Below are 26,458 nucleotides of genomic sequence, written 5' to 3'. Positions count from 1 at the left end.
CTTCTGCTAAATTGGCAAAAAAACACACGAGGAAAGTCACATGAGCCGATGGGTTGGCGTTGTTTTATGGTTCATCAGTAGCGTCGCGTTGGCGCTACCTACGGTGAGTGAATTTGCCCAGCAGAATGCACTGACTGAGCAGCAGGGATTCATTGATCTGTATTACAACCCGTCCGATGGCAAGGTGTATTTACATATCGACGCACTGGACACGCCACTCTTGTTTCAGAGCAGTTTACCCCGAGGTTTGGGGTCCAACGATATCGGGCTCGACCGGGGCCAGTTGGGTGAAACCCGCATCGTTCAGTTTGAACGGTTTGGCGCCAATGTTCTTCTCCGTCAGAAAAACACCCACTACCGTGCGGTGTCCGACAATGCCGCTGAACGGGCCAGTATCGACGAAGCCTTTGCGTCTTCAGTCATCGCCGGTCTGCCGATTGTGGCGGAATCAGGCGGTGCGTTGCTGGTCGACTACACGGCTTTTTTGCTGTCAGATATTCACGGTGTTGCTACTCAACTGGACGCAACCAAGCAAGGCAATTTTAAACCCGACCCTACCCGCAGCGGTGTGTTTTTAGCGCGCACCAAGGCGTTTGTCGACAACACAGAATTGGAAGCGCTGATCACCTTCGGTGGCAGCAAAGCCGGCGAATATGTGAAACAGGTGGCGCCATCACCGGACAGCCTGACTGTGCACATGCATCATTCCTTTGTACGCCTGCCGGATGACGGCTATCAGCCTCGCGCGTTCCATCCGATGTCTGGTTATTGGGCACTGGGTTATAAGGATTATGCAGTTCCTCTGGAGGACAGCATGGATGTGCGTTTTATTCCCCGTCACCGCTTGCGCAAGCAAAATCCAGAAGCTGAGATCAGTGCGCCGGTTGAACCTATCGTGTACTACCTCGACCCGGGTGTTCCTGAGCCAGTCAGAACCGCGCTGTTAGATGGCGCCCGCTGGTGGGACCAGGCCTTTGAGGCGATAGGGTACAAAGGGGCGTTTGTGGTCAAGGTGCTACCTGATGATGCCGACCCGATGGATGTGCGCTATAACGTCATCCAATGGGTTCACCGTGCCACCCGGGGCTGGTCCTACGGCAGTTCGGTTATCGACCCCCGTAGCGGAGAAATCATCAAAGGTCATGTCACTCTCGGTTCGCTGCGGGTGCGCCAGGACTACCTTATTGCGCTGGGGCTGACCAGCCCGTTTGTCGATGGCAACCAGTCCACCGAAGCGCAACAACAGATGGCATTAAACCGTATCCGCCAGTTGTCAGCTCACGAAGTGGGGCATACCTTGGGGATTGCCCATAACTTCGCCGCCAGCGAACAAAACCGCGCATCAGTCATGGACTATCCTCACCCGAAACTGCGTATTGACGATGGCCGGATCCTGTTGGATGAGGCCTACGATTTGGGAATTGGTGCATGGGACAAGCGTGTGATTGCTTACGGTTATCAGGATTTGCCACCCGCTCTGAATGAGGCCCAATACCTGGAACAGCAGATTGCACAGACTCTGTCACAGGGGTATCGCTTTATTTCCGACCCCGATGCGCGTCCAGCGGGCGCGGCTAATCCTCATGGTCACTTGTGGGACAATGGTGCAGCACCAGTGGCCGAATTGCAGCACTTGAACCGTGTGCGTGAAATCGCATTGCGTCGATTCGGACTGAATGCGCTGCCGCCGGAGCAGTCGCTGTCTTCACTGGAGGAGCGGCTTGCGCCGATTTACCTGCTGAGCCGCTACCAGATTGCGGCAGTCGCAAAACTGATCGGCGGCGTTGAATATGGATACTGGGTCAAGCCCGCTCCGGGGCAACCGGCACCACAACAAAAGGCCGTTCAACCGGCGCGTCAGGTCGAGGCAATGAACGCACTACTGGCACTGCTGACGCCTGATTATCTGCAGTTACCGGCGCACATATCCGCATTGATCCCGCCCAAAGCCTACGGTGAGTCTCGTGACCGGGAAAGCTTCCATGGGCGCACCGGGGTGGTGTTTGATCCAGACAGCGCAGCGGAATCACTGGCCGGCTATGTTCTGGACTTGCTGCTCAATACCGAGCGCCTGAATCGCCTGGCGCTGCAGCGACAAGCAACCACAAACGGGCTGTCGCCGGCGACTGTGGTCAATCACCTGTTCGATACCCTATTGCGAAATGCGGATGAGGAGACTCGCACTCGGATGCCGAGACTGGCATATCTGATGCTGCATAAAGTGATGACCGCGATTGAAGCACCCGAGCTTAGCCCGGAAGTTAAAGGGGATATGCTGTTTCAGGTCATCCGTTTGCATCGTTGGTTGAAAGACCACCAGGGGCCTTCAGAGCATCAGGTATTGGCGATGTATCTGGATTGGTATCTGGAGAACGGCGAGTGGCAGGGAGATTTTGAAGTAAAACCGTTACCGCCGGGTTCGCCTATCTGAGTTCCGAGAAAAAACGACATCCTTGTCTCAAAGTGCCTTGTGTAGGGCACGACTCGGGAACTGGATATGAGCATAACTGAATACCTTGGAAAGGTAAATAATATTACCGGAATTTAACCGTCAATCTTTGTGTAGTGCGTTTTGATGCGGTGCAATCACCACAGATGAAGGTGATCGCATTGCGCGGTAGCCCGTATACAGGCCATTGCTGATTAGTCTGGGAAGCTGAATGAAAATTGCCATCATTGGTGCCGGGATGACCGGCAGTTTATGTGCCCATCAAGCCAACGCACAAGGCCATCAGGTTGTACTGTTTGAAAAGTCCAGAGGCCGTGGTGGCCGTTGTACCCACAAACGTTTGTCGTGGGGAAGCGTGGACATGGGGGCGCCGGTCGTGCCGGCCACCGATGCGGACTTTAATCACCAGATGCAGCTATGGTGTGACCAGGGACTGGCCCAGTCTTGGCCTGCTAAACCGCTGACCTGGGATGCCAACGGCTTTAAGGCGGACCGAGACGTACCCCAGTATGTGTTTGTTCCTGCCATGAATCAGGTGTGCAAATCATTGACTCAGGGGATCCAATTGCACACCGGTGTCAGAGTGTCTCATCTTCAACCGTTAGACAGTGGTTGGTTGCTGTGGGATGACGATCACAACAAATACGGTGTCTTCGACGCTGTTGTTTGCACCGCGCCCTGGCCACAGACCCATGCCTTATTGCATGACAATGCCCCTGGCATGTTTGTTGGGGAGCAGCAATGGCAAGCGTGTTGGGCTCTGGCCCTTGCTTTCGATGCTCCGCTGTCGTTACCAGGCCCATTGGTCAGGGCAAAGCACCCGGTACTTCAGTGTTTGGTCAATAACAGCGACAAGCCTGGGCGCGATGGTGATGGCAATGTATGGACGCTGTATTTCAATCACGAATTCAGTCAGCAACATGTGGATTTGGACGAGGGAGGCCTTATCCGCGCCGGACTGGAGGCGTTAACGGATATCTGCCAACAGCCTGTTCCGTCAGTGTTGCATCATTACCGGCATCTGTGGCGTCTGGCTCGTCCCCTTTCTACGGAGCAACCTCCCGGCATTCTTGTCAGTCAGCAGCAGCGACTTATTGCCGCCGGTGACTGGAGCTTAGGCGCATCGGTGCAAAGCGCGTGGCAGGCTGCTAAACAGGTTACTTCCAGCCTGCAAAGCATGGCTGTGGAAACCGTACCGTAACCGCCCGCGTTTTATCGCGCGCTGGTCGCTGCTTCGGTTGCGTTTTCCCCCACAAGCCATCATGTTTACAAGGCGAGGAGGGTTTTTACTATGTTCAAACAATTGGCAGATTGGTTTCAACAACAGTTGTCCGATACATCGGAGCACAACAAAGGGCATTCCGTGGATGTTGCAACGGCTTGTTTATTGTTTGAAATCCTCAGAGCCGACGATGAGCAGCACGAACAGGAATGGTCGGTATGCCGTCAGCGTTTGCAACAGCACACAGCCTTGGCGGCTGATGAACTGGAAACCCTTATTTCGATGGCGCAGAAAGAAGCGGCACACGCGGCTGATTTCGTTCAGTTTACCCGTGTGATTAATCAACACTGTGATGGTGATCAGAAACGCGCCATTCTCGAAAGCCTCTGGCACATTGCCTATGCTGATGCGCACCTGGCCCCGCTGGAAGAACACCTGATCCGCAAAATCGCTGATTTATTGTATGTCCCACACAGCGCCTACATTCAAAGCAAACTGGCCGCAAAACCATAGCACTGTCGCCAAAATAAGACGTTCCCACCATAAGGTGTCGCAAAATAGATACTTTTTAACGTATTGATTTGTATAAATATTTTATAATCACGCTTGTTGATGTCTGTTATTGGGTACATTATTGCGGGTGAATCGCGGTTTATGCCTTGTGTTTTTCTCATTTCCCCCAATAAATCAATTTAACCTTTTGAAATAAAAGGAAAATATAATTGTGGCACGGGACGTGTAATAGGGGTTGTTGTGAACCCAACCTTTCTGGTTCCTAAGGTTTATGGATAGCGGGCTTCACAGTGGACAACACAAATAACGGTTTTGTTATTGGCTGCGATGGCGTTTGCAACTAACGTGCTGTCCCTGGGGCTACTCATTATGAGTGACACCAACTTTGGCAGGGATGCCTATTTTTTTTCTGGCGCAATGCGCCTGGGTCAATGCAGGGAGAGAATCATGCAAAGGGGTTTACACTATGCCGTACTACTGAGCGCTGGTGTGGCTATGCCTGCAACTGCTGCACCCACCATCAGCTTTTCCGGTTTGGATCAGGACAAAGACGGCTTCATCAGTATTAAGGAAGCGGTTGCTGATCCGAATCTGCTCGCGGTTTTTGGTAAAATCGATAAAAACGGAGACGGCAAATTGAGCATTGACGAAGTTTCCGACTCTGATCTCATTACACAGCGGGCATTCTGAGTTCGCCCGGCGGTATTCTTGTGACGACGCCTTCCTCTCATTTGCGCTATCATGGCCTTATTCGGCGTAGCAAGCGTGCAATGTCACTGCAGGGGGCATTGTCGACGTTGGCACGGATGAGCAAAAGAGGGATCCGGGTGCGTATTGGTTCGTTAAGACAACTCACGCTAGGCAGCTTTATGCTGGCATTGGTGCCGTTGGGCGTATTGCTATGGCACAGCCAGAATACGTTGAGCAAAATGAGCGAAATTGCTGCCAGCGAAGCGCAGTTTTCGGTTGGTATGGTGCGCGATGTCAGCACCATCAAAGGGATCTCCATCGATATTGAACGGGTCCTTCGACAACACTTTGTGCTCAATAAGCCTGAACTGGTGGAGCTGGCCACCACGTCGATTCATCGTCTGCGCACCCTACTGGACAGCGTGTGCACGGAATTGCCACAACGGACTGTATGCATCGACGTTGATAAGCGTCTGAATTGGTTTATCGCCAACCCAAAGCCCAGCGATGAATTGTTACTCGATGCGCAACTGGCAGAGTTCCGTCGTTCTTTGTCCACATTGCAGGACGATGTCGATTCGTTACTCGATACCCGTATTCAACAACAACAGCAATATGTCTCGTCAGTACAACAAACCCAGGCATGGTCAACAGGCTTGCTGGTGACGGTATCACTGATACTGATGGTCTTTGCCAGCCAGTTAATCCTTGCACCGGTAGCAAAAATCGAGCGCGTGATCGGTGCGATTGCCCGACAGGACGAAACATTGCCGGGCATTTCTCAATCGGGTCCCAAAGAGCTGATTGAACTTGAGCATAAACTGCACTGGTTGGCGGACCGTCTCACCCAACTGGAGCACCTGCGTCACGCGTTGCTCAGACATGCATCCCATGAACTGAAAACGCCGCTGGCCAGTATCAAAGAAGGCTGCTCGTTGTTAAGTGAGCAGGTGGTTGGACGATTGAACAATCAACAGCAGGAAGTACTGTCATTACTGAACAACAGTACGGAGCGTCTCAATCTGCTGATTGAGCAATTACTCGATTACAACCTGTTGCTGCAGCAGGCCAAGCCTGTGTATCAACAGATCGATCCCAGTGCATTGGTGAATGACGTACTGAGTGATAATGCATTAGCGATCCAGCAGAATGATCATCAGGTGGAGCAGGACATTGAGCTTGACAGGGTGTACGTGGATCCGAATCTGTACCGGCGTATTCTGGACAATTTGTTGTCCAATGCCCTGGCGCACGGGTCCGTCGGTCGACCGATTCATATTCACCTGTATGCGTTACGTGACATGGTTGTCCTGGATGTTGGCAACCGTGGTCAGCGCGTGCCGAAAGAACAATGGGAACAGCTTTTTGAACCGTTCAAGCGCGGAGAAAATCGTCGCAATGACCGCGTTACGGGTTCCGGCCTCGGCTTGTCGATCGTCGCTGACTGTGCCCGCATGATGCACGGCAGTGCCGAAATCGTTGAAGTTGAAGGGGCCGATTTTTGTGTCCGGGTTTGTTTGCCGGCCAATGGAGAATATCGATGAAATTGCGTGTTGTAGGGTTGTGCGCAGCAACACTGGCAGTGTCAGGATGTGCGTCATTTCAATCACCTTTTGGCACCTTTAATACGCCTCCGGCAACGCAGGTATCAGAGCAACATTTATGTGTGGATGTGGCCGCTGACAAGCAATGTGCGTTGATGGACTGGGTGACGTTCTGGTTTCAGAACAACGAGCTGAGTTGGCGTGAACGTAAGCAGCATATAGAACGCCTGTCGGGCGATAGCCCAGCGCTGACATTGAAAAAAGTGTTGCTCAGTCAGGGCAGGGGAACGCCCTACCAGGATCGTCTGCGCGCACAAAATCAACTCGACGGTCTGTTGCAGAGTCTGTCAGGGGATTGGCAGAGGTTCTTTCACGGGCTGGTGTATTCGACCAGTCAGGAATCACTGGAATATGAATCCGCGCTGACCATTTTGACCCGTATCAACGCTCGTCAGTCCCGGGAAATCGAAGAGCTTAAGGGCAAACTATCAGCACAGGAAGAGCGTCTGAAGCAGCAACAAGCGCAAATCGAACAGTTTTTGAAAATTGAAGCATCCATGATGGAAAAAAGAGAGGGGATCGAGCCATGAGCAAACACAGTCAAACCTTGCCCAAGATCCTGTTGGTTGATGACGACGATAGCTTGTTACGCCTGATGACAATACGTCTCGAAGGGGAAGGTTATCAGGTGGTTTCTGCTCAGGACGGCAAAGAGGCGTTGAAAATCCTCAATACGCAGACTTTTGATGCCGTGCTCAGTGACTTGCGTATGCCGGGTTTAGACGGATTGAGTCTGTTTGAGGAAATCATGGCCCAGCGCAAAGACATTCCGGTCATCCTGATGACGGCGCACGGCACCATTGAGGATGCGGTTGAAGCCACGCAACGGGGTGTGTTTGGTTTTTTGACCAAGCCGATTGATCATGACAATTTGCGTGCCCTGCTGGACCGTGCCTTGAGTCAAAGCAGCGGTACGCAAAACAGCAGTTGGTGTCAGAACATTATCACTCGCTCGCTGGAAATGGAGCAGTTGCTTGACCAGGCCTACCGCGTCGCACAACGGGATGTCAGTGTGCTCATCACCGGAGCCAGTGGAACTGGTAAGGAGTTGTTGGCCAATGCCCTGCACAATGCCAGCGATCGGGCAGACAAGCCGTTTGTGGCGATCAATTGTGGCGCGTTGCCGGAAAACCTGCTCGAATCAGAACTGTTTGGCCATACCAAAGGGGCATTTACGGGGGCTGTGCATGAGCACCAGGGCTTGTTCCGTGAAGCCGATGGCGGCACCTTATTTCTGGATGAAATTGGTGACATGCCCATCACCCTGCAGGTGAAGCTGTTGCGGGCCTTACAAGAGCAGAAAATCCGCCCGGTGGGTAGCTCTAAGCAGATCCCGGTGAATGTGCGGATTATCTCTGCTACCCACAAAGACCTGGCCAAAGAAATGGCCAATCAGAATTTTCGCGAAGACTTGTACTATCGTCTGAACGTGGTCAACCTGAGCTTGCCAAGTCTGCACGAGCGCTCAGAAGACATTCCGTTGCTGGCCCGACATCTGCTGCAGCAAAGTGCAGAGCGTCATGGCGTTAAAGTCAGCAAATTTTCCGATGATGCCATGCAACTGCTGGTCACAGCCCCGTGGCCGGGTAATGTGCGTCAACTGGTTAACGTGGTTGAACAGTGTGTGGCACTCACGCAAACCGCAGTGATCCCCGCGCACCTGGTTGAACAGGCATTGTCCTCGTCAGAACAGCGCTGGCCGACATTGACCGAGGCGCGCGATGCATTTGAACAAAGCTACTTGCTCAAATTGCTGAAAATGACCGATGGTAACGTCACCCGCGCAGCTGAATTAGCGGGTCGCAATCGGACCGACATGCATAAGCTGATGAAAAAACACGACTTACAATCTTCCGACTTCAAACAGGAAGCGGCGTCTGCGTAAGACAAACGTCGAGACGTTAATGACCGGACGCCATGTGTTGGGCCCGTTCTCGCAGGTAGCTGAATTGCTCGAAGGCATTGGCGACAACCTGACGGTCGTTGCTGTTTAAGGCAATGGCACAATGGCATTGTGGGTTTGGACAACTGAATCGGGTGCCGGTCAGCAACATTGCACCGTCAACCGGTATCGGTGTGCCACAATCGGGACAAGGAATTTGGGTCTGAATGTTCATTGACTGTCCTCTGTTTTACTGGGGATGGGGGTCAGGTTCTTGCTGAACACATCAAGGATGGTGGTAATGCCTTTCGGTAACGGCAACTGACCTGCGGTTAATTCTATGACGTAGCGCACTGCCGATGACGTTTTTCCTTTCCCGCTGGTACGCAGGCTGCCGTGAACTTCGGTGCTGTATTGATGGCCACGATAGGGACGGGAAATATCATCATCGCTGGCATCCTTGTGGCTTTGTGATGATTCCTGGCTGTATTCGGTGGTGCTTTTTACATCCATTTCAAAAGACACCTTCAGTGTCTCTATAGCGAGCGAGTTGATGGGGATGATCGCCATCAACGGCACGACAAAATCCATCGATTCAGTGGTTTTATGACTACCGTCGCTGGCCAGAACCTGTCGACTCAGGGTAAAGCTAATCATGCGGGGGATCATGTAACCCGGTTTATTCTCATCAACATCAAAGCAGGTGCTGAGTAAAAACTGGGTTTGTGAACGGGCCAACATGCCATTGGCATCACTGGCCGCTTTCAGTGGCGCGCCCATCAGCGCTTTCAGCGGGACGCCGGAAAATTGCTTCGCCAGGTGGCTGGATGAAGGTGTGTCAGCCATAGTAAGGGCTCCTTATCGCGGATCTCGTTGCAAACGCCAGTTATCCGGGGATCTGCGCCCGTAGCGCCCGTTCATAACCATCAATGACTTGTTGCAGTCCTTCCGGGGTTTCTCCTCCGGTAAGGGTGATTTCCAACATCGTATTGGTGGTTTTGACACCGTTTGTGCTGCGACCAAACAGGTTTTTCCGTGCGCCGGGAGAAAAAGTCACCAGCAGATCTTCACCGTTGTCATCGTTGGCAATATCCAGGTGAGTAGTGAATTTCACTTCTTTGACCTTGGCCGTGCTGATTGGGGTCAGAGTGATCAGTGGCACATGAGCAACCACTGTTTCAACACCCTCGGCAGTGCGTCGTGGGAACTCCATAGCGACCATTTTGGGGCGATGGGTAACCCGTCCAATTGACGGTGCCGACGCGCTGTCCTTGTCATCCTCTTGGGTTGAGTCTTTTTCGGTTTTTACTTTTTCGAAAAAGCTCTCAACGTGGCGCATTCCCTCCGATTCCACTGCCTTACTGGCGGCCTGAATGCTCTGGTGAATGGCCTGCATCAATGCTTGAAACTTTATCATAGTGGGTGCTTTCCTCTGCCCGGTAGCGTAGTGCATTCCATCGGGTGGCGAGCCCCGTACAGCAGGCGCTGTGTTTCACACCTTGCCTGCTGCACGTCGCCTGTTTGCTATGGAGGCGGTGGGGTAGTACCGTCCGGTTTCAACATAATGGGGTCAATGTTTTTGGTAAAGGCGTCAATGATGGTCGTGACACCCTTGGGTAACGGCAGTTGACCGGCATGCACATTGATCTCGTATTTGGCCTGGTTGGACGCTTCGTAATGCTGTTTCTCTGAAGACGTCGTTTTGCTGTTGTGGGACACGGAGCCGTGCACTTCAACAGAGAACAAGCCTGCGTTGTATTTGGCCGTAATATCAGCCTTCGCTGCCGTCTCCTGTTCACTGCTGGTCTCATTGTCAGTCGAGGTACTGCTTTTCACTTCCATTTCAAAATTTACCGTCACATTGTCAACGGCCAACGAGTTGAGCGGTATGATCGTCAGTAGCGGCAAGGTGAACGTGACTTCAGCCGTCGGTGGTGTGGCTGGGGTACCGTCTGACTTGATGATGGATCGGGTCACGGTAAACGTGATCATGATCGGTTTAAGAGGATCAGTATCACTGCTGCCTTTTTCGAAACAGGTACTGAGCATAAATTGGGTTTGTGTCCGAGCCATCATACCATTGGCATCGGCGGCTGCTTTGAGGGGCGCGGCGATCAATGACTTAATCGGAAGTCCGCTGAACTGCTGCGCCATCGAAACGAGTCCTGACATGGTGTTATCCTTACTTGTTTTGGTCCAATACACACGAAAAACGCACTGCGGTTTTCGTTTCGTTTTATGGCTTCAACATCGGGGATAGAACAGAACGACAACACCGTCCCTAGGAGCCCTGTTGTGGGAAAACCCACTTAGCGCATGAAGTTATAATTATTTACCTTAGTAGTTCTGCTGGACTTTAGTTCAAGAAATTGAGCTTAGCAAAATTAAAACCTCATAAGCTTTTTGGTTTAAAGGCTAATAATATGACCGCATGATGGCTTGGTTATTCTCTAATGCATTGAAAAATAAAAAGTAATGAATCCGCTGTATGGTCGTGTAAAAAAATATCCATAAAAGAATTATTGCACCTAATTATCTGGTGTTTTTGTCACCGCCGCTTTGGAACCCGCTTTTGTGCGACACGGCGATGCTACAAGCTGTACTGAAGTGGTTATTTTCTGAGCATGTGGGTATCAATAACCCTGTTGGGCTATTTGGTATTGCAGCGGTTTTGTTTATACTATGCGGCTTTTCTATTAACCATATTCTAGGGTCGCGCCATCGCCATCAACGACCCGATGCAGAGGCTGTTTTTTCATGCGCACAAATTATTGCGGCAACATCGACGCAACTTATATCGGACAGGAAGTCACATTATGTGGCTGGGTTAACAAGCGACGTGATTTGGGAGGCGTAATCTTCCTTGATCTGCGTGATCGTGAAGGTATCGTGCAGGTCGTTTACGATCCTGATCTGGCCGATGTGTTTGACGCTGCCAATGCGGTACGACATGAATACTGTGTACAAATTACCGGTTTGGTCCGTGCGCGTCCTGAAGGCCAGGTGAATAAAGACATGTCTACCGGTGAGATCGAAATCCTGGGCAAAGGTCTGAAGGTACTCAACACGTCAGCAGTACTGCCATTGGATTGGAATCAGGAAAACTCCGAAGAACAGCGCTTGAAATACCGCTATCTGGATCTGCGTCGCCCGCTGATGACCGAACGGCTGAAATTCCGCGCCCGGGTCACCAGTGCTGTGCGGCAGTACCTCGAAGGGGAAGGGTTCCTGGACATTGAAACACCGATACTGACCAAAGCAACACCGGAAGGTGCTCGGGATTATCTGGTACCAAGCCGTACCCACAAAGGTCAGTTTTTTGCGTTGCCCCAGTCGCCGCAGCTGTTTAAGCAGTTGCTGATGATGTCTGGCATGGATCGTTACTATCAGATCGTCAAGTGCTTCCGTGATGAAGACCTGCGTGCCGATCGCCAGCCTGAGTTCACCCAAATTGACTTGGAAACCACGTTCCTGGATGCTGACGGTGTGATGGCCATCACTGAAGGTTTGGCGCGGGATTTGTTCAATAAAATGCTTGGTGTTGATCTGGGTGAATTCCCGCGCATGACGTACGCGGAAGCGATGCGCCGTTTTGGCAGTGACAAACCGGATCTGCGTAATCCCCTCGAACTGGTCGATGTGGCCGATATCCTGAAAGACGTTGAATTTAAAGTCTTTGCCGGCCCGGCCAATGATCCCAAAGGCCGCGTAGCTGTGATCAAGGTACCCGGCGGTGCCAGCCTGTCCCGCAAGCAGATCGACGATTATGGCAAGTTTGTCGGTATTTACGGAGCCAAAGGATTGGCTTGGTTGAAAGTGAATGCCAAGGCCGACGGTATGGACGGCTTGCAATCACCAATCCTGAAGTTCCTGCCTGACGCGGCCGCCATGGCCTTGCTTGAGCGCACCGGTGCCGAAGACGGTGACATTCTGTTATTTGGTGCTGATAGCGCAACCGTTGTGTCTGAAGCGCTGGGGGCATTGCGCCTTAAGCTGGGTGAAGACCTGGACCTGTTGGAAGGCGACTGGAAGCCTCTATGGGTTGTCGATTTCCCGATGTTCGAAGAAGATGATGGCCGTTTCTATGCGTTGCACCATCCGTTCACCGCGCCTCGCGACATGACCCCGGAGCAACTGGCTGCCGATCCCGCCAACGCGATTTCCAATGCCTATGACATGGTATTGAACGGAGTTGAGCTGGGTGGTGGTTCGGTGCGTATCCACGAACCGGCCATGCAGGCAGCAGTGTTCCGTTTACTGGGTATTTCAGACGAGGAAGCTGAAGTGAAGTTTGGCTTTTTGCTCGAAGCACTCAAGTTCGGTGCGCCACCTCATGCCGGCCTGGCGTTTGGCCTGGATCGTCTGGTGATGCTGATGACCGGTGCAACCTCCATTCGTGATGTCATGGCCTTCCCGAAAACAACCACCGCGGCGTGTCCGTTGACCGATGCTCCCGGATTTGCCAATCCGGAACAGTTACAGGAACTTGCCATCCGTACCGTCAGCAAAGACGAAAAAGACGCCGAGTGAGTTTTAAACGACCTGAGTCCGTGCTGGTGGTGATCCACACCACCGCCGGGCAGGTGTTACTGCTGCAGCGTTTGGATGATCCCGCTTTTTGGCAATCCGTTACCGGTACGCTGGAGGCCGACGAACATCCCCACCAAACCGCGCTACGGGAAGTGTTGGAAGAAACCGGTCTGGACTGCCAGGCCAGCGGGCTTGCCTTGCATGACTGTCGCAGCGTCAGCCAGTACACCATTCGCTCTCAATGGTTGCACCGATACCCACCCGGTACGGTGACCAACACTGAATATTTGTTTACTCTGTGCGTACCTCGACCTTTTGAGCCGGTGCTGACCGAGCATTCAGACTATGTGTGGCTGGGCAAAGATGAAGCCCGGCAACGCTGCTGGTCAGATACCAATGCCAGGGCGATTGAGCACTGGGTGCCGTCTATCCCGCAACCTTAACTGGAGGTGTAAATGGCTGGTCACAGTAAATGGGCCAATATCAAACACCGCAAAGCCGCTCAGGATGCCAAGCGTGGCAAGGTGTTTACTAAGCTGATCCGGGAGTTGGTCGTGGCTGCCCGTGAAGGCGGCGAGGATGTGTCCACCAATCCCCGCTTGCGCGCAGCGGTCGACAAAGCCCTGTCCAATAACATGAAACGCGATACCATTGATAATGCCATTGCCCGTGGGGCGGGTAATCTCGATGGCGACAATATGGAAACCGTGGTCTACGAAGGCTATGGGCCCGGCGGTACAGCGGTGATGGTGGAAACCATGACCGACAACCGCAACCGTACCGTTAGCGCAGTACGTCATGCATTTAACAAGCACGGTGGTAACCTCGGGACGGATGGTTCAGTGAGTTACCTGTTTGATAAGCGTGGTGTTATCCAGATGGCCCCCGAGGTCAGTGAAGAGGATGTGATGGAAGTGGCGCTTGAAGCCGGTGCAGAAGATGTGAGGTTGGACAGCGAGGGTGTTCAGGTACTGACCACGCCTGCCGACTTTGGCGCGGTTAAGGACGCACTGGACAGCGCTGGCGCTGACTGTGTCCATGCTCAGGTTACTATGGTGCCATCGACCAAAGCCTCGCTCAATGCTGACGAAGCCGCTACATTGTTGACCTTGGTGGATGTGTTGGAGGACATCGATGATGTGCAGGAAGTGTACTCGAATGCGGATATCAGCGACGATGTTTTGGCACAACTCGAACAATAGGACAGAATGATTGAGCATCATTTTAGGCATTGATCCGGGCTCCCGAATTACCGGCTATGGCGTTATTCGAGGCCAGGGGAGTCGTTTTGAATACCTGGGCAGCGGTTGTATCCGGGTCAGCGGTGATGAACTGGCGGGTCGTTTGCGTCAGATATTCCTCGGCGTGAGAGAGATCATTGAACAGTTCAATCCGACCGAATTTGCCATTGAACAGGTGTTCATGGCCAAAAATCCTGACTCAGCACTGAAACTCGGCCAGGCGCGGGGCGCGGCAATTGTCGCTGCGACCCAATATGATCTGCCGGTGTCGGAATATTCAGCGCGGCAAATCAAACAAGCCGTAGTGGGAAAAGGGGGCGCTGAAAAAGCCCAGGTACAACACATGATCACCCATTTATTGTCATTGCCCGCTACCCCCCAGGCAGATGCGGCAGACGCACTGGCCGTTGCGTTGTGTCATGGACATACGCGACAAAGCCTGATCAGCATGGCGGGTCAGGCGAGAAAAACCGTCCGCGGGCGATTACGACGCTGACGTTGCAGCAGGAGTAGCAGAGTATGATAGGACTGATCCACGGTACATTATTAGAAAAACAACCGCCTGAGATCCTGATCGATGCGGGTGGTGTTGGCTACGAAATCCAGCTGCCGATGACCAGCTTTTATCAGTTGCCGGATGTCGGCCAGGTGGCAACAGTCTACACCCATTTTGTGGTGCGCGAGGATGCACAGTTGCTGTTTGGTTTTGCCGACAAAGCGGAGCGCAGTTTGTTTCGTGAGCTGATCAAGGTTAACGGGGTAGGACCCAAACTGGCATTAACCATTTTGTCTGGTATGTCGGCAGCGCAGTTCATCCAATGTGTCAGTCACGAAGATGTGTCCGGACTGGTGAGGCTGCCTGGCGTCGGCAAAAAAACCGCCGAGCGGTTGTTGGTGGAAATGCGTGACCGCCTGAAAGCATTGAGTGAGGCGGGTGCCGGTGCGCCGACCTGGGTGGATGCTGAGCCTACGGGTGACAGCTCGCCCACGGTGGTGGCAAATGACAGCAAAGAAGAGGCGCTCAGTGCGTTGGTTGCCCTCGGGTATAAGCCGCAACAGGCCAGCAAGATGCTAAATGGGATCTACCAGCAAGGCATGACCAGCGAGACCTTGATCCGTGAAGCATTGCGTTCGTTAGGCTAACCTGCAACGCTGTACAGCGCTTCGAAATTACTGTATAAAAATACACGGTTACTACTGGATTGAATAACACCCATGATTGAAGCTGATCGTCTGATCCAACCCTCTGCCAGCCAGGAAGATGAAATAATAGACCGTGCTATCCGGCCCAAATTGCTGGCCGACTACACCGGTCAGGATCATGTCTGTGAGCAAATGGAAATCTTTATCCAAGCTGCGAAGCAGCGCGACGATGCACTCGATCATTTGCTGATTTTTGGGCCGCCGGGATTGGGCAAAACCACACTGGCCAATATCGTTGCCAATGAAATGGGCGTGAACATTAAAACTACCTCCGGTCCGGTATTGGAGAAAGCTGGCGATTTGGCCGCGCTGCTGACCAATCTGGAGGCCAACGATGTGTTGTTCATTGACGAAATACACCGCTTGAGCCCGGTGGTAGAAGAGGTGTTGTACCCCGCCATGGAAGACTATCAACTGGATATTATGATTGGCGAAGGCCCCGCAGCGCGCTCTATTAAACTCGATTTACCGCCGTTTACGCTGGTTGGCGCCACTACGCGCGCTGGCTCATTGACCTCGCCATTGCGGGATCGCTTTGGCATCGTCCAGCGACTGGAATTCTACAATGTGAAGGATCTGACCCAGATCATTCAGCGCAGTGCCGATTACCTGAATCTGAGCATGGATCAGCAAGGTGCTGCAGAAATTGCCCGTCGGGCGCGAGGCACGCCGCGTATCGCCAATCGGTTGTTGCGCCGTGTGCGGGATTATGCCGAAGTCAGAGCGAATGGCCGAATCGGTGATGACATTGCGGCATTGGCGCTGGATATGCTCGATGTTGACAAGGAAGGCTTCGATTACATGGATCGCAAATTGTTGATGGCCATCATCGACAAGTTTATGGGCGGACCGGTCGGATTGGATAACCTGGCAGCCGCCATCGGAGAGGAAAAGGACACCATTGAAGATGTCATTGAACCGTTTCTGATCCAGCAGGGATTTTTACAGCGTACCCCCCGTGGTCGTATCGCCACACAGCGAGCTTTCATTCATTTTGGGCTTGATTATACCCCGCAAGACTAACGCTCCACAGCAACTGACACGAAACAGCAGGCAAAAAAAAGCCCGCGTAAAACGCGGGCAAAGCAACAAGTGTTGAAGGAAGGAAAAAATTCATTCCAGGGAACAAAAACTGTCAACAGGAGAATTGACAACTGCTTCTCAGCCTTGGTCGATAAATCTATCGGTGCTCAGAAAACGCTGGCTATTGTAGTGATTTCTGGTCGGAGCACAATTGAGAAATTTTGCTATTAAGTATTAGAAAAACTTATCCATAATAGGTCGGATGAGTTTGGGGTTGCTGAAAGAAAATCAATAAAATGCCATAAAATCAATAATATACAAGTTTGTTTATATTCCAATTGTTTATCATTTGTTAAAAGATCTAATTGCTTAATCGGCTATTCAGTTTATTGAATAGTCATGCACAGGCATTTTGCGATAAGGCAGCAAAAATCTGCGTCAAAACACCGCTTTGATGGTTAGAATATGGGCTAAAACCTTGATTATTCTATGCTAAGCTAGCCATGTCGATTGTTGTTGCTGGCGTGTTGTAAAGGACATAAGAGCATAATTATGCGTATATCGGGATTGTACGACTGATCCGAACGCACTGTATCCGGGAGAATCTGTGTCTACTCATCAGTTTTTTGTGCGCGTGTATTACGAAGATACTGACGCAGGCGGTATTGTGTATTATGCCAATTACCTCAAGTTTCTGGAACGGGCCCGCACAGAATGGCTACGCGACCTGGGTATCGAACAGGACACCTTGTTGGAACAAAACATCGGCTTTGTCGTCAAACAGGTCAGGATGGATAACCATCGTGCTGCCCGCTTCAATGAACGGTTGAGAATTGAAAGCCAGGTAGTAGAATTGAAGCGAGCAAGCCTCGTGTTCGATCAAAAAATTATAAATGCCAACGATCAATGTTTGGTAAGTGCGCAAATACATGTGGCTTGCGTTAACCTGTCCGCCATGCGGCCGATGGGTATTCCGGCTGCTATTTTAGGGGAAATCTCGCGTGTCGTCTGAACTCTCATTTATTGACTTGTTTCTGCAAGCCAGTCTGCTAGTGCAGCTGGTAATGTTGTTATTGCTTGCCACTTCGGTTGTGTCCTGGGCGTTTATTTTCCAGCGCAGCAAGGTGCTCAAAGGTGCGCAGAGTGAAATGAAGAAATTTGAAGACAAATTCTGGTCAGGGGTCGATCTGAATCGGCTCTATCAGGAGTTGTCTGCCCGGCAGTCTGTGCATGGTATGGCCAGTCTGTTCTGTGCGGGTTTTAAGGAATTTGTACGTTTGCGTAAGAGCCCCAGTACGCCGGCCGATGCCGTGATGGATGGTACTTACAGAGCCATGCGTATTGCGTTATCCCGTGAGGTGGACAGTCTCGAAAACCGTTTACCGTTTCTGGCCACCGCCGGTTCCATTTCGCCGTACATCGGCTTGTTTGGCACGGTGTGGGGGATCATGAACGCGTTTATCGCATTGGGCGAGGTGCAGCAAGCCACACTGGCAATGGTTGCTCCGGGGATCGCCGAAGCGCTGATTGCCACCGCGATGGGTCTGTTTGCAGCGATTCCGGCGGTTATTGCTTACAACCGCTTCAGCCATCAGGTGGAGAAGCTGGAAAACCATTACGGCAATTTCATGGAAGAATTCTCCAGTATCCTGCACCGCCAATCACTGTCGCAGCGCAGTGACACGATGCAAAGCTAAGGGTGGATCGCCATGTATACCCGTAAACGCCGCCGTCCGGTCTCTGAAATTAATGTGGTGCCTTACATTGATGTGATGTTGGTGTTGCTGATCATCTTCATGGTGACAGCACCACTGGTAACGCAGGGGGTAAAGGTTGAACTACCCAAGGCAGAAGCGCAGGCGTTGTCAGAGGATAGCAAACCACCGATCATTGCATCGGTGGATGCTGACGGACAGTATTACCTGAATGTCGGTGATACCCAGGACGAACCGATGTCGCCGGTAGATTTGGCGGCGATTGTAGCCGCTCAGTTGAAGAATGATCCTGACACACCAGTGATGGTAAAAGGCGACGGAAAAGTACCCTATGAGTATGTGGTGCAGCTGATGGTATTCCTGCAACGCGCTGGCGCACCGTCGGTTGGCCTCATGACAGAGACGCCAGCGACGGATGAAGACTAATTTGTCCACCGGCATGTTGACGTCTCCGGTGTGGAAGTCGGTTGCGCTGCACCTGGCATTGGGCGGGATGTTGCTGGTCAGTATCGAGTTTCCTGCCCACGTGCCTGAAATCACTGCACCAGACGTTCAGCCGATCCAGGCCGTTGCTGTCGATCAGGCTGTTGTGGAACAGCAATTGCAGAAACGTCGAGATAGTATCGAAGCTGCCCGGCAAGAAGTGCTGCGTCAGGAGCAGGCCAAACGTCGTGCGGCTGAACAGGAGCGTCAGCGACAGGCTCGGGCAAAAGCAGCGGCAGAGAAAAAACGTCGCGAGAAGATAGAGGCAGAGCGGCGCGAAGCAGAGCGGAAAAAGGCCGAGCAGAAGCGACGTGAGGAAGCCGAAAAGCAACGCCAGCGGGAAGAGGCTGAGCGCAAAAAGCGTGAGCGTGAAGCGCAGAAAAAGGCCGCAGAGGCCCGTGAACGTGCAGAGCAAGAGCGCATCATGCAAGAGAAAATGGCGCAGGAACGTGCCGCGCAGGCCCAACGTCGTCAACGTTATGTGTTGTCAGAAAAAGACAAATACAGAGCGCTGATTTATCAGGCGATCAGTAGCCGCTTGTTGATGGACGACAGTATGAGAGGCAAGTCCTGCCGCGTTAACATCAAGCTCGCCACCACAGGGTTTGTCGTACAGGTGAAAGTGTTGGGCGGCGACCCTTATGTCTGTCGTGCAACCGAGAATGCGATCCTGAAAGCCGGAAAATTACCCATGTCGTCGGAACCCGACGTCTACCAAGAATTAAAAGACATAAACGTAACGTTTAAACCTGATTTGTGAGGCTCATGAAAACACTATTTCGCACCTTGTTATTAGTCAGCCTGGGATGGGCGTCCTTTAGTGCACGCGCGACCCTGGAAATTGTGATTACCGAAGGTATCGACAGCGCGCGGCCCATTGCCGTTGTGCCGTTTAAATGGAAGGGACAGGGGATCCTGCCGGAACGTATTGCGAATGTGGTTTCTGCAGATTTGGCCCGCAGCGGTAAGTTCAACCCGATGGATGCATCCATGATGCCCCAATACCCCAGTACTGACAGCGAAGTGGATTACAGCGCCTGGGCGTCGTCCGGTGTTGAAGCCGTTGTTGTTGGCAGTATTGAGGAAGCGGGTCCTGGCCGATATCGAGTGTCAGTGGAATTGATTGATGTGATCCGTGGGCAGATCACCGGGGGGGAAACACAAATCCTTAGCAATGGCCGCCTGATCACCAATCGTGATCACATTTTGGATGCCTGGACCTCCGAGATCAGTGAGCGCGGTTTTCGCAATCAGGCCCATCAAATCAGTGATACGGTGTATGAAAAGCTCACCGGTGAGCGAGGGGCTTTTCTGACCCAGATTGCCTATGTCATTGTGCGTGACCGTGAAAAGTACGAATTTCCCTATCAGCTTGTAGTGGCGGATTACGATGGCGCCAATGAAGCGGTATTGCTGCGTTCCAAAGAGCCATTGATGTCGCCATCCTGGTCACCCGATGGAAAGCAACTGGCGTATGTCAGTTTTGAAAACCGCAGGCCGCAAATCTACATTCAGAACATTTATACCATGCAACGTACGCGCATGACCGATTTTCCAGGCATTAACGGTGCGCCGGTGTTCTCACCGGACGGTCGTCAGTTGGCGATGGTGTTGTCAAAAGACGGCAACCCTGAAATTTATGTGATGGATATTGCGTCTAAACAATTGCGTCGGGTGACAAAAAACCGGGCAATTGATACTGAGCCTGCATGGACACCTGACGGTAAGAGCTTGATTTTTAGTTCAGAACGGGGTGGTAAAGCGCAGATTTATCGCGTAAATTTAGCAAGTGGAAAAGTCAGACGTCTGACTTTTGAAGGAGAAATGAATCTTGGAGCTACGGTAAGCCCTGACGGACGAGAAATGGTCTTGGTCAACCGTACACGAGGCAACTATCATATTGCTAAACAAGACATGGAGTCTGGTGGGATGTTGGTGCTGACGCGCACATTTCTGGATGAATCACCCAGTATTTCCCCCAATGGCAGCATGATCATTTACAGTACTTTGCACCAGGGGACCCAGGTATTGTCGCTGGTATCTCTGGACGGACGTTTTAAAGCGCGGTTGCCTGCCTCGAACGGCCAGGTAAAATCGCCAAGTTGGTCGCCGTTTTTGCTATAAACTAAGTTAATAACCGAATAGAACTTCGATAACTATAAGGATGAAAGAGGATGCAACTTTCTAAAGTGTTTAAAGGCATGCTTATCGCACTACCTGTGGTCACTCTGATGGCGTGTTCATCAACTAACGATGACCAGATTTCTGCTGAGGAAGCAAACCGTGCTGCCGCTGCTCAAGCTGAGCAAGACCGCATGGCTCGCGAGCAGGCTGAACAAGCGGCTCAGGCAGAAGCGATGAAAGCGCGCGAAGTTGCTGAACAGCAACGCCAGCAAGCCATGGATGCGTTGCAAAACAACCAGGTGGTTTACTTTGAGTTCGACCGTTCCAACATCCGTTCTGATGCAACGGCTGTATTGGATGCGCACGCAGACTTCCTGATCAAGAACCCCAGCCAGTCTGTTGTGATTGAAGGTCACTGTGACAGCCGTGGAACGCCAGAATACAACATCGCGTTGGGTGAGCGTCGTGCCAAAGCCGTTGCGACTTACCTGCAAAACGCGGGTGTAAGCACCTCACAGATTTCCGTAGTGTCTTACGGTGAAGAGAAACCGGCGGTTATGGGAAGCACAGAAGCTGCATTCGCTAAAAACCGTCGTGGCGTGCTTGTTTATCAATAAGCCGTAGAATGAAGACTTATCGCAGTTTTGCGTTCAGTCTGTTAATGATGTCAGGAGCCGCAGTTTATGCGGCTCCTGCGCCTGTAACGGACCTGAACGGTGTCAGTGCCGATGAACGTATCGCAACCATTGAACGCATCATAGAGAGCCGTGAACAAGCTCAGCACCGTATTCAACAACAGTTGGATATGATGCAGGATGAAGTCAATGAATTGCGCGGCACATTGGAAGTTCACAACTATCAACTCGAACAAATCCTCGAACGTCAGCGCGAGCTGTATCTGGAAATCGATAAACGTATTGAAGCCATCATGACGCAACCTGCCAGTGCGGCAGTGAATGTGCCGGCTACGTCGTCTGCTCCTGAGACACAGCCAGTCGCGAATGATGCGCAGATGGTCGACAGTGGTGTTGGCGCTGCTGAACATCCCGATGAAACAGCAGCCTATGATGCGGCCGTGAATCTGATTTTGCGTGACAAGAAATACAATGAGGCAGTACCCGCCTTTCAACAGTTCTTGCAGCAGTATCCCGGCAGCAGTTACACCCCCAACGCCCATTACTGGCTTGGCCAGCTGTTGTTTAATCAACAGGACTGGGCAGGCGCCGGACAGCAGTTTGGACAATTGGTTGACGGTTATGCTGATTCGAATAAGCGCCCTGACGCCATGTTTAAACTCGGTGTTGTGGCACAAAAGCGTAATAATCTGGCCCGCGCCAAACAATTGTTTGAACAGGTCATTGCTGAGTACCCGGATTCCGCGTCGCGTAAGTTAGCTGAAGCGCGTCTCAAGAGCCTGGCGGACTGATGTAATACTGGCCATGAACAGACGTGCAATGTCATGGCCAGGTTACGAAATTGTGATAAACGGTTAAAAGCTGTGCGTTGGTGCCTACAAAAGCAGCAAACAGTCACAAAGTCGTAAAGAAAGGGAATTTTTAGGTTGCACGACCTCGATAAATAAGTATTATATGCGCCCGTTGCCGCAAGGGACGAAAGAGAAAAAGGGTCGTTAGCTCAGTTGGTAGAGCAGTTGACTTTTAATCAATTGGTCGCTGGTTCGAATCCAGCACGACCCACCATTTTCTCCCCTAATCGCAACGTCCAATCTAGATGGGTCGTTAGCTCAGTTGGTAGAGCAGTTGACTTTTAATCAATTGGTCGCTGGTTCGAATCCAGCACGACCCACCATCTTTTTTATACCTCGTTTTTTGTATCTTTTGTATTTCATTGAATCATCCTAGCGTCGTGCAGGATGAGAAACAGCTCGTTCGAAAAACGTGTATGGAACACGTTTTAACATTGCGCAGCAATGGCCCGAAGGGCGAGTATCAGGATGATACGAGTAATCCAGCACGTTGTTGATGTGTCTTTGACAAACGCGGCATTAACTCATCCCTGATACCGCACCCAGCCAACACATCCATGTGTTGGCGTAAACGCCTTGCACAGTGATTACCTATCACTGCACATCGCCTTCGGCGACCGGCGTTTGACCCCACCATCTTTTTTATACCTCGTTTTTTGTATCTTTTGTATTTCATTGAATCATCCTAGCGTCGTGCAGGATGAGAAACAGCTCGTTCGACAAAAATGCCTGGGTGAAGTGCGGCGAGCGAAGCGTAATCGGTAATTACGCTGAGAGCACTGAACGACACATCGTGGACGATGTGGCTGGAAAGCAGCCACAGGGACGTGTTGCAACTGTTGGTTGCTGAAAGATCAAAAAACGCAAAGATATCCGAATACTGTTGAGCACGCAGTGACGGCTTGAAAGGCGAGTATCAGGATGATACGAGTAATCCAGCACGTTACACCAACCAATCCCATGCAGCCTTCGTAACCCGAGCATGGTGTTTCAAAGCCGTGTACAGACACCTTAGCGCGCAACTTCAGCGTTCCACCCTTGTCTATTGTGTGAAATGTGTAATTTTGATGACGGCTTAGGTATAATTGCGCCCCTTTACTGAAGTCCGGGTAAACCAAAGAGAATCACATGGTTCAAACGTTACGTGTCGATGCCATCGAATATCCGTTTCCTGCCAAACCTGTCGCACTGAGCGACGTGCAAAAGCAGGACTATGTTCAGCGCATTAAACAATTGCTAAAAGCACGCAACGCGACGCTGGTCGCGCACTATTACACCGATCCTGAAATCCAGGCCCTTGCTGAGGAAACCGGTGGCTGTATTTCTGATTCGCTGGAAATGGCGCGTTATGGGCGTGATTGTGATGCTGATACGTTGATCGTTGCAGGCGTGCGGTTCATGGGGGAAACAGCAAAGATCCTCAGCCCGGAAAAAACCGTGTTGATGCCGACACTGGAAGCAACCTGTTCTTTGGATCTGGGCTGCCCGATTGATAAGTTCAGTGCATTTTGTGATGCGCACCCAGACCATACGGTTGTGGTGTATGCCAACACCTCAGCGGCGGTGAAAGCCCGCGCCGATTGGGTAGTGACGTCCAGCATTGCGTTGGAAGTGGTTGAGCACCTGGATGCAATGGGTGAGAAAATCATCTGGGGTCCTGATCGCCATCTGGGCAACTACATTGCCAAGCAGACCGGTGCAGACATGTTGATGTGGCAGGGTGAATGTATTGTGCATGATGAATTCTCTGCCAAAGCGTTGTCTGACATGAAACACCTGCATCCTGATGCTGCGATTCTGGTGCATCCGGAATCACCCGCCAGTGTGGTGGATATGGCCGATGCGGTGGGTTCAACGACCCAACTGATCAATGCGTCGCGTACGATGCCGAATGACAAATTCATTGTCGCAACTGACCGCGGTATCTTCTACAAGATGCAGCAACTGGAACCGAGCAAAACGTTTCTGGAAGCCCCCACCGGTGGTAACGGCGCGACGTGTAAAAGCTGTGCCCATTGCCCCTGGATGGCGATGAACGGGCTGGTAGCCATTCATGACGCCTTAACCGACAACAGCGGCCACGAGATATTTGTCGATGCGCAGCTGCGGGAAAAAGCCCTTATCCCGTTGAACCGTATGTTGGATTTTTCGGCGCAAAATAAGTTAAAAGTGAAGGGAAATGCCTGATTTGCTGTAAAAATCAGCAAATAGGCAGGGAAAGCGGTTTTTCCCTTGATTCCCTGCAGGGATTTCCCTAATATACGCCGCGCTTCGACGAACATCGAAGCTGTTTTCCGGAGAGGTGTCTGAGTGGCTGAAGGAGCACGCCTGGAAAGTGTGTGTAGGTTAACGCCTACCGAGGGTTCGAATCCCTCCCTCTCCGCCATATTTAAATAAAAAAGCCCCGCTGTTTAGCGGGGCTTTTTTATTTAAACCCGGAGGGTGAGGATTTGGTTCGGACCCTACGGTTCGACCACAGCGTCGGGAACGCTGTGGAACACCGCGAAAGCGGTGGCCCGTAGGGCGGAATACAGGAAGTATTCCGTAATCCCTCCCGGTACTTCAAGCCGGATTCATTGGTTATAAAGCCCCGCTGTTTAGCGGGGCTTTTTTATTTAAACCCGGAGGGTGAGGATTTGGTTCGAACCCTACGGTTCGAAACCTAAGGTTCATGCACAGCTTCGGGAACGCTGTGGAACACCGCGAAAGCGGTGGCCCGTAGGGCGGAATACAGGAAGTATTCCGTAATCCCTCCCGGTACTTCAAGCCGGATTCATTGGTTATAAAGCCCCGCTGTTTAGCGGGGCTTTTTTATTTAAACCCGGAGGGTGAGGATTTGGTTCGGACCCTACGGTTCGAAACCTAAGGTTCATGCACAGCTTCGGGAACGCTGTGGAACACCGCGAAAGCGGTGGCCCGTAGGGCGGAATACAGGAAGTATTCCGTAATCCCTCCCGGTACTTCAAGCCGGATTCATTGGTTATAAAGCCCCGCTGTTTAGCGGGGCTTTTTTATTTAAACCCGTAGGAGGAAGGACTTGGCAGAAACTGCGATTACAGGCCAATCCCAATCTGTCGCTGCTGCATATACGCTGCCAGTGCCTTTGCATCGAGGTGATTGCTTTGCTGCAATGCTGCGAAGACCCCTTTCTGGTCTTCGGGTTTACGGTGCTGGCCCAGTTTCTCTTTGCCCTGGATACTGTCCAGCGCTACGCTGAATCCGACCACCGCTTTGCTGAGTTTGTCGCGGTAATCGGCAGGCATTATATCAGCATCGTCGAGCAATTCCGGCTCGTACTGTTTGATCAGTGCGCTCATAGCATCATGATTGCTGTCGTCATCCAGTAGCGAGAGCGTTCCCGTGCAATGAACGGCCGCATAGTTCCAGGTCGGAACCGCTGGTTTGTTGGCATACCAGCGGGGTGAAATGTACGCATGGGGGCCATTGAAGATGATCAGTACCTTGGCGCTATCAAGGGCTTTCCAGTGTGGATTCGCGCGGGCGAAATGACCGTACAGGGTGCCCAGTTCTCCTTTTGATGGTGCATATTGCAGGGGTAGGTGAGTGGCCACAAGATCGCTACTCACCATGATGCCAAAGCCATACGCGGCGATAAAGTCAGCGACCACACCGTCGCCGTCCATGGTCAGATTTCTGGGAATGTACATTCGGATCCTTGCAAATGATTGGGCACATCGGGGCGGCTATCATTTATCAACCAACATTGCTTTGCAAGCACGTTGTACCGCTGACATTTGGCATTTATCCCGTTACCATGCTGTACAACGACAATGACAGTAAAGTGAGCTCATGACGCCCGCAGTGACCTTGCTCAGAAAGCGTAAACTTCCCCACACGTTGCTGGAATACAACCATGATTCCGAAGGCGCATCGTACGGTCAGGAGGCTGCGGACAAGCTTAACCTGGCGCCTGACACAGTATTTAAAACCCTGATTGTGGCCTTGTCCGGCGAGCAGTATGCGATGGCTATTGTGCCGGTGACCCATACCCTGGATCTGAAAGCGATTGCCAAAGCGGCGGGTGTCAAAAAGGCCAGTATGGCAATCCCCGCAGACGTCGAGCGCATGACAGGATATGTCCTCGGCGGTGTCAGTCCGCTGGGGCAGAAAAAACACATGTCGTGTTATATCGACAGCAGTGCCAACAAGTTGGAAACGTTTTATGTCAGCGGCGGACGCCGTGGATTGGAAATCGGTATAGCGCCTTCGGTACTTGGGGCCCAGTTGCGGGCATCATTTGCCCCCCTGATATCGACTTAAAGCGGATGATTC

General features: G+C 51.9%; 27 protein-coding genes and 3 tRNA genes. 25 read left to right on the top strand and 5 right to left on the bottom strand.

Going from position 1 to position 26,458, the window contains the following annotated elements:
• The first annotated feature begins 40 nt into the window (after positions 1-40).
• The 7 genes from LJ739_RS07680 (at position 41) to LJ739_RS07650 (ending at position 8,363) form a co-directional block, all read left to right on the top strand.
• On the top strand, positions 41-2,431 hold the full coding sequence (locus LJ739_RS07680; protein ID WP_229158806.1) for a zinc-dependent metalloprotease: 2,391 nt from the start codon (positions 41-43) through the stop codon (positions 2,429-2,431).
• A gap of 229 nt (positions 2,432-2,660) precedes the next feature.
• Entirely contained in the window at positions 2,661-3,650 is a 990-nt protein-coding gene (locus LJ739_RS07675) for an NAD(P)/FAD-dependent oxidoreductase (RefSeq protein WP_229158804.1), read from the top strand.
• Between the two features lie 90 nt (positions 3,651-3,740).
• Positions 3,741-4,184, top strand: coding sequence for a tellurite resistance TerB family protein (locus LJ739_RS07670; RefSeq protein WP_229158802.1), 444 nt, complete (start codon positions 3,741-3,743; stop codon positions 4,182-4,184).
• Between the two features lie 447 nt (positions 4,185-4,631).
• On the top strand, positions 4,632-4,874 hold the full coding sequence (locus LJ739_RS07665; RefSeq protein WP_229158800.1) for an EF-hand domain-containing protein: 243 nt from the start codon (positions 4,632-4,634) through the stop codon (positions 4,872-4,874).
• A 137-nt stretch (positions 4,875-5,011) separates the two neighbouring features.
• Positions 5,012-6,418 (top strand): sensor histidine kinase, encoded by a 1,407-nt coding sequence (locus tag LJ739_RS07660; protein ID WP_229159475.1) that lies wholly within the window; start codon positions 5,012-5,014, stop codon positions 6,416-6,418.
• On the top strand, positions 6,415-7,008 hold the full coding sequence (locus LJ739_RS07655) for a hypothetical protein (protein ID WP_229158799.1): 594 nt from the start codon (positions 6,415-6,417) through the stop codon (positions 7,006-7,008). Before LJ739_RS07660 ends, LJ739_RS07655 begins: the two co-directional genes overlap by 4 nt.
• A complete protein-coding gene (locus tag LJ739_RS07650) occupies positions 7,005-8,363 on the top strand; it encodes a sigma 54-interacting transcriptional regulator (RefSeq protein WP_229158797.1) in 1,359 nt (452 codons plus the stop codon). The genes LJ739_RS07655 and LJ739_RS07650 overlap by 4 nt, the downstream gene beginning before the upstream one ends.
• 16 nt (positions 8,364-8,379) lie before the next feature.
• Here LJ739_RS07650 and LJ739_RS07645 read toward each other — a convergent pair whose 3' ends face one another.
• The 4 genes from LJ739_RS07645 to LJ739_RS07630 all read right to left on the bottom strand — a co-directional run bounded on the left by LJ739_RS07645 (position 8,380) and on the right by LJ739_RS07630 (position 10,532).
• Entirely contained in the window at positions 8,380-8,595 is a 216-nt protein-coding gene (locus tag LJ739_RS07645) for a hypothetical protein (RefSeq protein WP_229158795.1), read from the bottom strand.
• The gene (locus LJ739_RS07640) at positions 8,592-9,206 is read right to left on the bottom strand and encodes a DUF2589 domain-containing protein (RefSeq protein ID WP_229158793.1); all 615 of its coding nucleotides are present in this window, start codon (positions 9,204-9,206) and stop codon (positions 8,592-8,594) included. The genes LJ739_RS07645 and LJ739_RS07640 overlap by 4 nt, the downstream gene beginning before the upstream one ends.
• A 40-nt stretch (positions 9,207-9,246) precedes the next feature.
• On the bottom strand, positions 9,247-9,777 hold the full coding sequence (locus LJ739_RS07635; RefSeq protein ID WP_229158791.1) for a DUF2589 domain-containing protein: 531 nt from the start codon (positions 9,775-9,777) through the stop codon (positions 9,247-9,249).
• Between the two features lie 107 nt (positions 9,778-9,884).
• Positions 9,885-10,532 (bottom strand): DUF2589 domain-containing protein, encoded by a 648-nt coding sequence (locus LJ739_RS07630; protein WP_229158789.1) that lies wholly within the window; start codon positions 10,530-10,532, stop codon positions 9,885-9,887.
• Positions 10,533-11,117: 585 nt separating this feature from the next.
• Here LJ739_RS07630 and aspS point away from each other — a divergent pair.
• The 17 genes from aspS (at position 11,118) to LJ739_RS07545 (ending at position 24,551) form a co-directional block, all read left to right on the top strand.
• Entirely contained in the window at positions 11,118-12,890 is a 1,773-nt protein-coding gene (gene aspS / locus LJ739_RS07625) for an aspartate--tRNA ligase (RefSeq protein ID WP_229158787.1), read from the top strand.
• Positions 12,887-13,333: a dihydroneopterin triphosphate diphosphatase gene (gene nudB / locus LJ739_RS07620; protein ID WP_229158785.1), complete on the top strand. Its 447-nt coding sequence runs from the start codon at positions 12,887-12,889 to the stop codon at positions 13,331-13,333. The genes aspS and nudB overlap by 4 nt, the downstream gene beginning before the upstream one ends.
• A gap of 12 nt (positions 13,334-13,345) precedes the next feature.
• Positions 13,346-14,092, top strand: a complete 747-nt coding sequence (locus LJ739_RS07615) for a YebC/PmpR family DNA-binding transcriptional regulator (RefSeq protein ID WP_229158783.1) — start codon at positions 13,346-13,348, stop codon at positions 14,090-14,092.
• A gap of 10 nt (positions 14,093-14,102) precedes the next feature.
• Positions 14,103-14,627, top strand: a complete 525-nt coding sequence (gene ruvC / locus LJ739_RS07610; RefSeq protein ID WP_229158781.1) for a crossover junction endodeoxyribonuclease RuvC — start codon at positions 14,103-14,105, stop codon at positions 14,625-14,627.
• Positions 14,628-14,650: 23 nt separating this feature from the next.
• Positions 14,651-15,274, top strand: coding sequence for a Holliday junction branch migration protein RuvA (ruvA, locus tag LJ739_RS07605; protein WP_229158778.1), 624 nt, complete (start codon positions 14,651-14,653; stop codon positions 15,272-15,274).
• A 72-nt stretch (positions 15,275-15,346) separates the two neighbouring features.
• Entirely contained in the window at positions 15,347-16,357 is a 1,011-nt protein-coding gene (gene ruvB, locus LJ739_RS07600; RefSeq protein WP_229158775.1) for a Holliday junction branch migration DNA helicase RuvB, read from the top strand.
• A 628-nt stretch (positions 16,358-16,985) separates the two neighbouring features.
• Positions 16,986-17,369 (top strand): tol-pal system-associated acyl-CoA thioesterase, encoded by a 384-nt coding sequence (ybgC, locus tag LJ739_RS07595; RefSeq protein WP_229158773.1) that lies wholly within the window; start codon positions 16,986-16,988, stop codon positions 17,367-17,369.
• Positions 17,359-18,054, top strand: coding sequence for a protein TolQ (gene tolQ, locus LJ739_RS07590; RefSeq protein WP_229158771.1), 696 nt, complete (start codon positions 17,359-17,361; stop codon positions 18,052-18,054). Before ybgC ends, tolQ begins: the two co-directional genes overlap by 11 nt.
• Positions 18,055-18,066: 12 nt before the next feature.
• On the top strand, positions 18,067-18,498 hold the full coding sequence (gene tolR / locus LJ739_RS07585) for a protein TolR (RefSeq protein ID WP_229158770.1): 432 nt from the start codon (positions 18,067-18,069) through the stop codon (positions 18,496-18,498).
• Complete coding sequence (gene tolA / locus LJ739_RS07580) at positions 18,488-19,315, top strand: cell envelope integrity protein TolA (RefSeq protein WP_229158767.1); 828 nt, start codon at positions 18,488-18,490, stop codon at positions 19,313-19,315. The genes tolR and tolA overlap by 11 nt, the downstream gene beginning before the upstream one ends.
• Before the next feature lie 5 nt (positions 19,316-19,320).
• Positions 19,321-20,679: a Tol-Pal system beta propeller repeat protein TolB gene (gene tolB / locus LJ739_RS07575; protein WP_229158765.1), complete on the top strand. Its 1,359-nt coding sequence runs from the start codon at positions 19,321-19,323 to the stop codon at positions 20,677-20,679.
• A gap of 50 nt (positions 20,680-20,729) precedes the next feature.
• Positions 20,730-21,296, top strand: a complete 567-nt coding sequence (gene pal / locus LJ739_RS07570) for a peptidoglycan-associated lipoprotein Pal (RefSeq protein WP_229158764.1) — start codon at positions 20,730-20,732, stop codon at positions 21,294-21,296.
• 8 nt (positions 21,297-21,304) lie between these two features.
• The gene (gene ybgF, locus LJ739_RS07565; protein ID WP_229158762.1) at positions 21,305-22,105 is read left to right on the top strand and encodes a tol-pal system protein YbgF; all 801 of its coding nucleotides are present in this window, start codon (positions 21,305-21,307) and stop codon (positions 22,103-22,105) included.
• Positions 22,106-22,303: 198 nt separating this feature from the next.
• Positions 22,304-22,379, top strand: a tRNA-Lys gene (locus LJ739_RS07560).
• A gap of 33 nt (positions 22,380-22,412) precedes the next feature.
• Positions 22,413-22,488: transfer RNA gene (locus LJ739_RS07555), tRNA-Lys, on the top strand.
• 805 nt (positions 22,489-23,293) lie between these two features.
• Positions 23,294-24,352 carry a quinolinate synthase NadA gene (gene nadA / locus LJ739_RS07550; RefSeq protein ID WP_229158760.1) on the top strand — a complete coding sequence of 353 codons (1,059 nt, stop codon included), beginning with the start codon at positions 23,294-23,296 and terminating at the stop codon, positions 24,350-24,352.
• Positions 24,353-24,461: 109 nt separating this feature from the next.
• A tRNA-Ser gene (locus tag LJ739_RS07545) sits at positions 24,462-24,551 on the top strand.
• A 667-nt stretch (positions 24,552-25,218) separates the two neighbouring features.
• Here the strand turns inward: LJ739_RS07545 and LJ739_RS07540 are convergent.
• Positions 25,219-25,833 carry an FMN-binding negative transcriptional regulator gene (locus tag LJ739_RS07540; protein ID WP_229158758.1) on the bottom strand — a complete coding sequence of 205 codons (615 nt, stop codon included), beginning with the start codon at positions 25,831-25,833 and terminating at the stop codon, positions 25,219-25,221.
• A 142-nt stretch (positions 25,834-25,975) separates the two neighbouring features.
• Here LJ739_RS07540 and ybaK point away from each other — a divergent pair, with 142 nt between their 5' ends.
• On the top strand, positions 25,976-26,446 hold the full coding sequence (gene ybaK / locus LJ739_RS07535; RefSeq protein WP_229158757.1) for a Cys-tRNA(Pro) deacylase: 471 nt from the start codon (positions 25,976-25,978) through the stop codon (positions 26,444-26,446).
• Positions 26,447-26,458: the final 12 nt, after the last annotated feature.

The sequence above is a fragment of the Fluctibacter halophilus genome (genome assembly GCF_020687825.1).
Taxonomy (GTDB): Bacteria; Pseudomonadota; Gammaproteobacteria; order Enterobacterales; family Alteromonadaceae; genus Fluctibacter; species Fluctibacter halophilus.
This window is presented reverse-complemented; position numbering and strand designations above follow the sequence as displayed.

Excerpts from the sequence above, each read along its gene's own strand:
- LJ739_RS07680 (WP_229158806.1), top strand. The coding sequence starts at position 41 with ATGAGCCGATGGGTTGGCGTTGTTTTATGGTTCATCAGTAGCGTCGCG.
- LJ739_RS07675 (WP_229158804.1), top strand. The coding sequence starts at position 2,661 with ATGAAAATTGCCATCATTGGTGCCGGGATGACCGGCAGTTTATGTGCC.
- LJ739_RS07670 (WP_229158802.1), top strand. The coding sequence starts at position 3,741 with ATGTTCAAACAATTGGCAGATTGGTTTCAACAACAGTTGTCCGATACA.
- LJ739_RS07665 (WP_229158800.1), top strand. The coding sequence starts at position 4,632 with ATGCAAAGGGGTTTACACTATGCCGTACTACTGAGCGCTGGTGTGGCT.
- LJ739_RS07655 (WP_229158799.1), top strand. The coding sequence starts at position 6,415 with ATGAAATTGCGTGTTGTAGGGTTGTGCGCAGCAACACTGGCAGTGTCA.
- LJ739_RS07650 (WP_229158797.1), top strand. The coding sequence starts at position 7,005 with ATGAGCAAACACAGTCAAACCTTGCCCAAGATCCTGTTGGTTGATGAC.
- LJ739_RS07645 (WP_229158795.1), bottom strand. The coding sequence starts at position 8,595 with ATGAACATTCAGACCCAAATTCCTTGTCCCGATTGTGGCACACCGATA.
- LJ739_RS07640 (WP_229158793.1), bottom strand. The coding sequence starts at position 9,206 with ATGGCTGACACACCTTCATCCAGCCACCTGGCGAAGCAATTTTCCGGC.
- LJ739_RS07635 (WP_229158791.1), bottom strand. The coding sequence starts at position 9,777 with ATGATAAAGTTTCAAGCATTGATGCAGGCCATTCACCAGAGCATTCAG.
- LJ739_RS07630 (WP_229158789.1), bottom strand. The coding sequence starts at position 10,532 with ATGTCAGGACTCGTTTCGATGGCGCAGCAGTTCAGCGGACTTCCGATT.
- aspS (WP_229158787.1), top strand. The coding sequence starts at position 11,118 with ATGCGCACAAATTATTGCGGCAACATCGACGCAACTTATATCGGACAG.
- LJ739_RS07615 (WP_229158783.1), top strand. The coding sequence starts at position 13,346 with ATGGCTGGTCACAGTAAATGGGCCAATATCAAACACCGCAAAGCCGCT.
- ruvA (WP_229158778.1), top strand. The coding sequence starts at position 14,651 with ATGATAGGACTGATCCACGGTACATTATTAGAAAAACAACCGCCTGAG.
- ruvB (WP_229158775.1), top strand. The coding sequence starts at position 15,347 with ATGATTGAAGCTGATCGTCTGATCCAACCCTCTGCCAGCCAGGAAGAT.
- tolR (WP_229158770.1), top strand. The coding sequence starts at position 18,067 with ATGTATACCCGTAAACGCCGCCGTCCGGTCTCTGAAATTAATGTGGTG.
- tolA (WP_229158767.1), top strand. The coding sequence starts at position 18,488 with ATGAAGACTAATTTGTCCACCGGCATGTTGACGTCTCCGGTGTGGAAG.
- tolB (WP_229158765.1), top strand. The coding sequence starts at position 19,321 with ATGAAAACACTATTTCGCACCTTGTTATTAGTCAGCCTGGGATGGGCG.
- pal (WP_229158764.1), top strand. The coding sequence starts at position 20,730 with ATGCAACTTTCTAAAGTGTTTAAAGGCATGCTTATCGCACTACCTGTG.
- ybgF (WP_229158762.1), top strand. The coding sequence starts at position 21,305 with ATGAAGACTTATCGCAGTTTTGCGTTCAGTCTGTTAATGATGTCAGGA.
- nadA (WP_229158760.1), top strand. The coding sequence starts at position 23,294 with ATGGTTCAAACGTTACGTGTCGATGCCATCGAATATCCGTTTCCTGCC.
- LJ739_RS07540 (WP_229158758.1), bottom strand. The coding sequence starts at position 25,833 with ATGTACATTCCCAGAAATCTGACCATGGACGGCGACGGTGTGGTCGCT.
- ybaK (WP_229158757.1), top strand. The coding sequence starts at position 25,976 with ATGACGCCCGCAGTGACCTTGCTCAGAAAGCGTAAACTTCCCCACACG.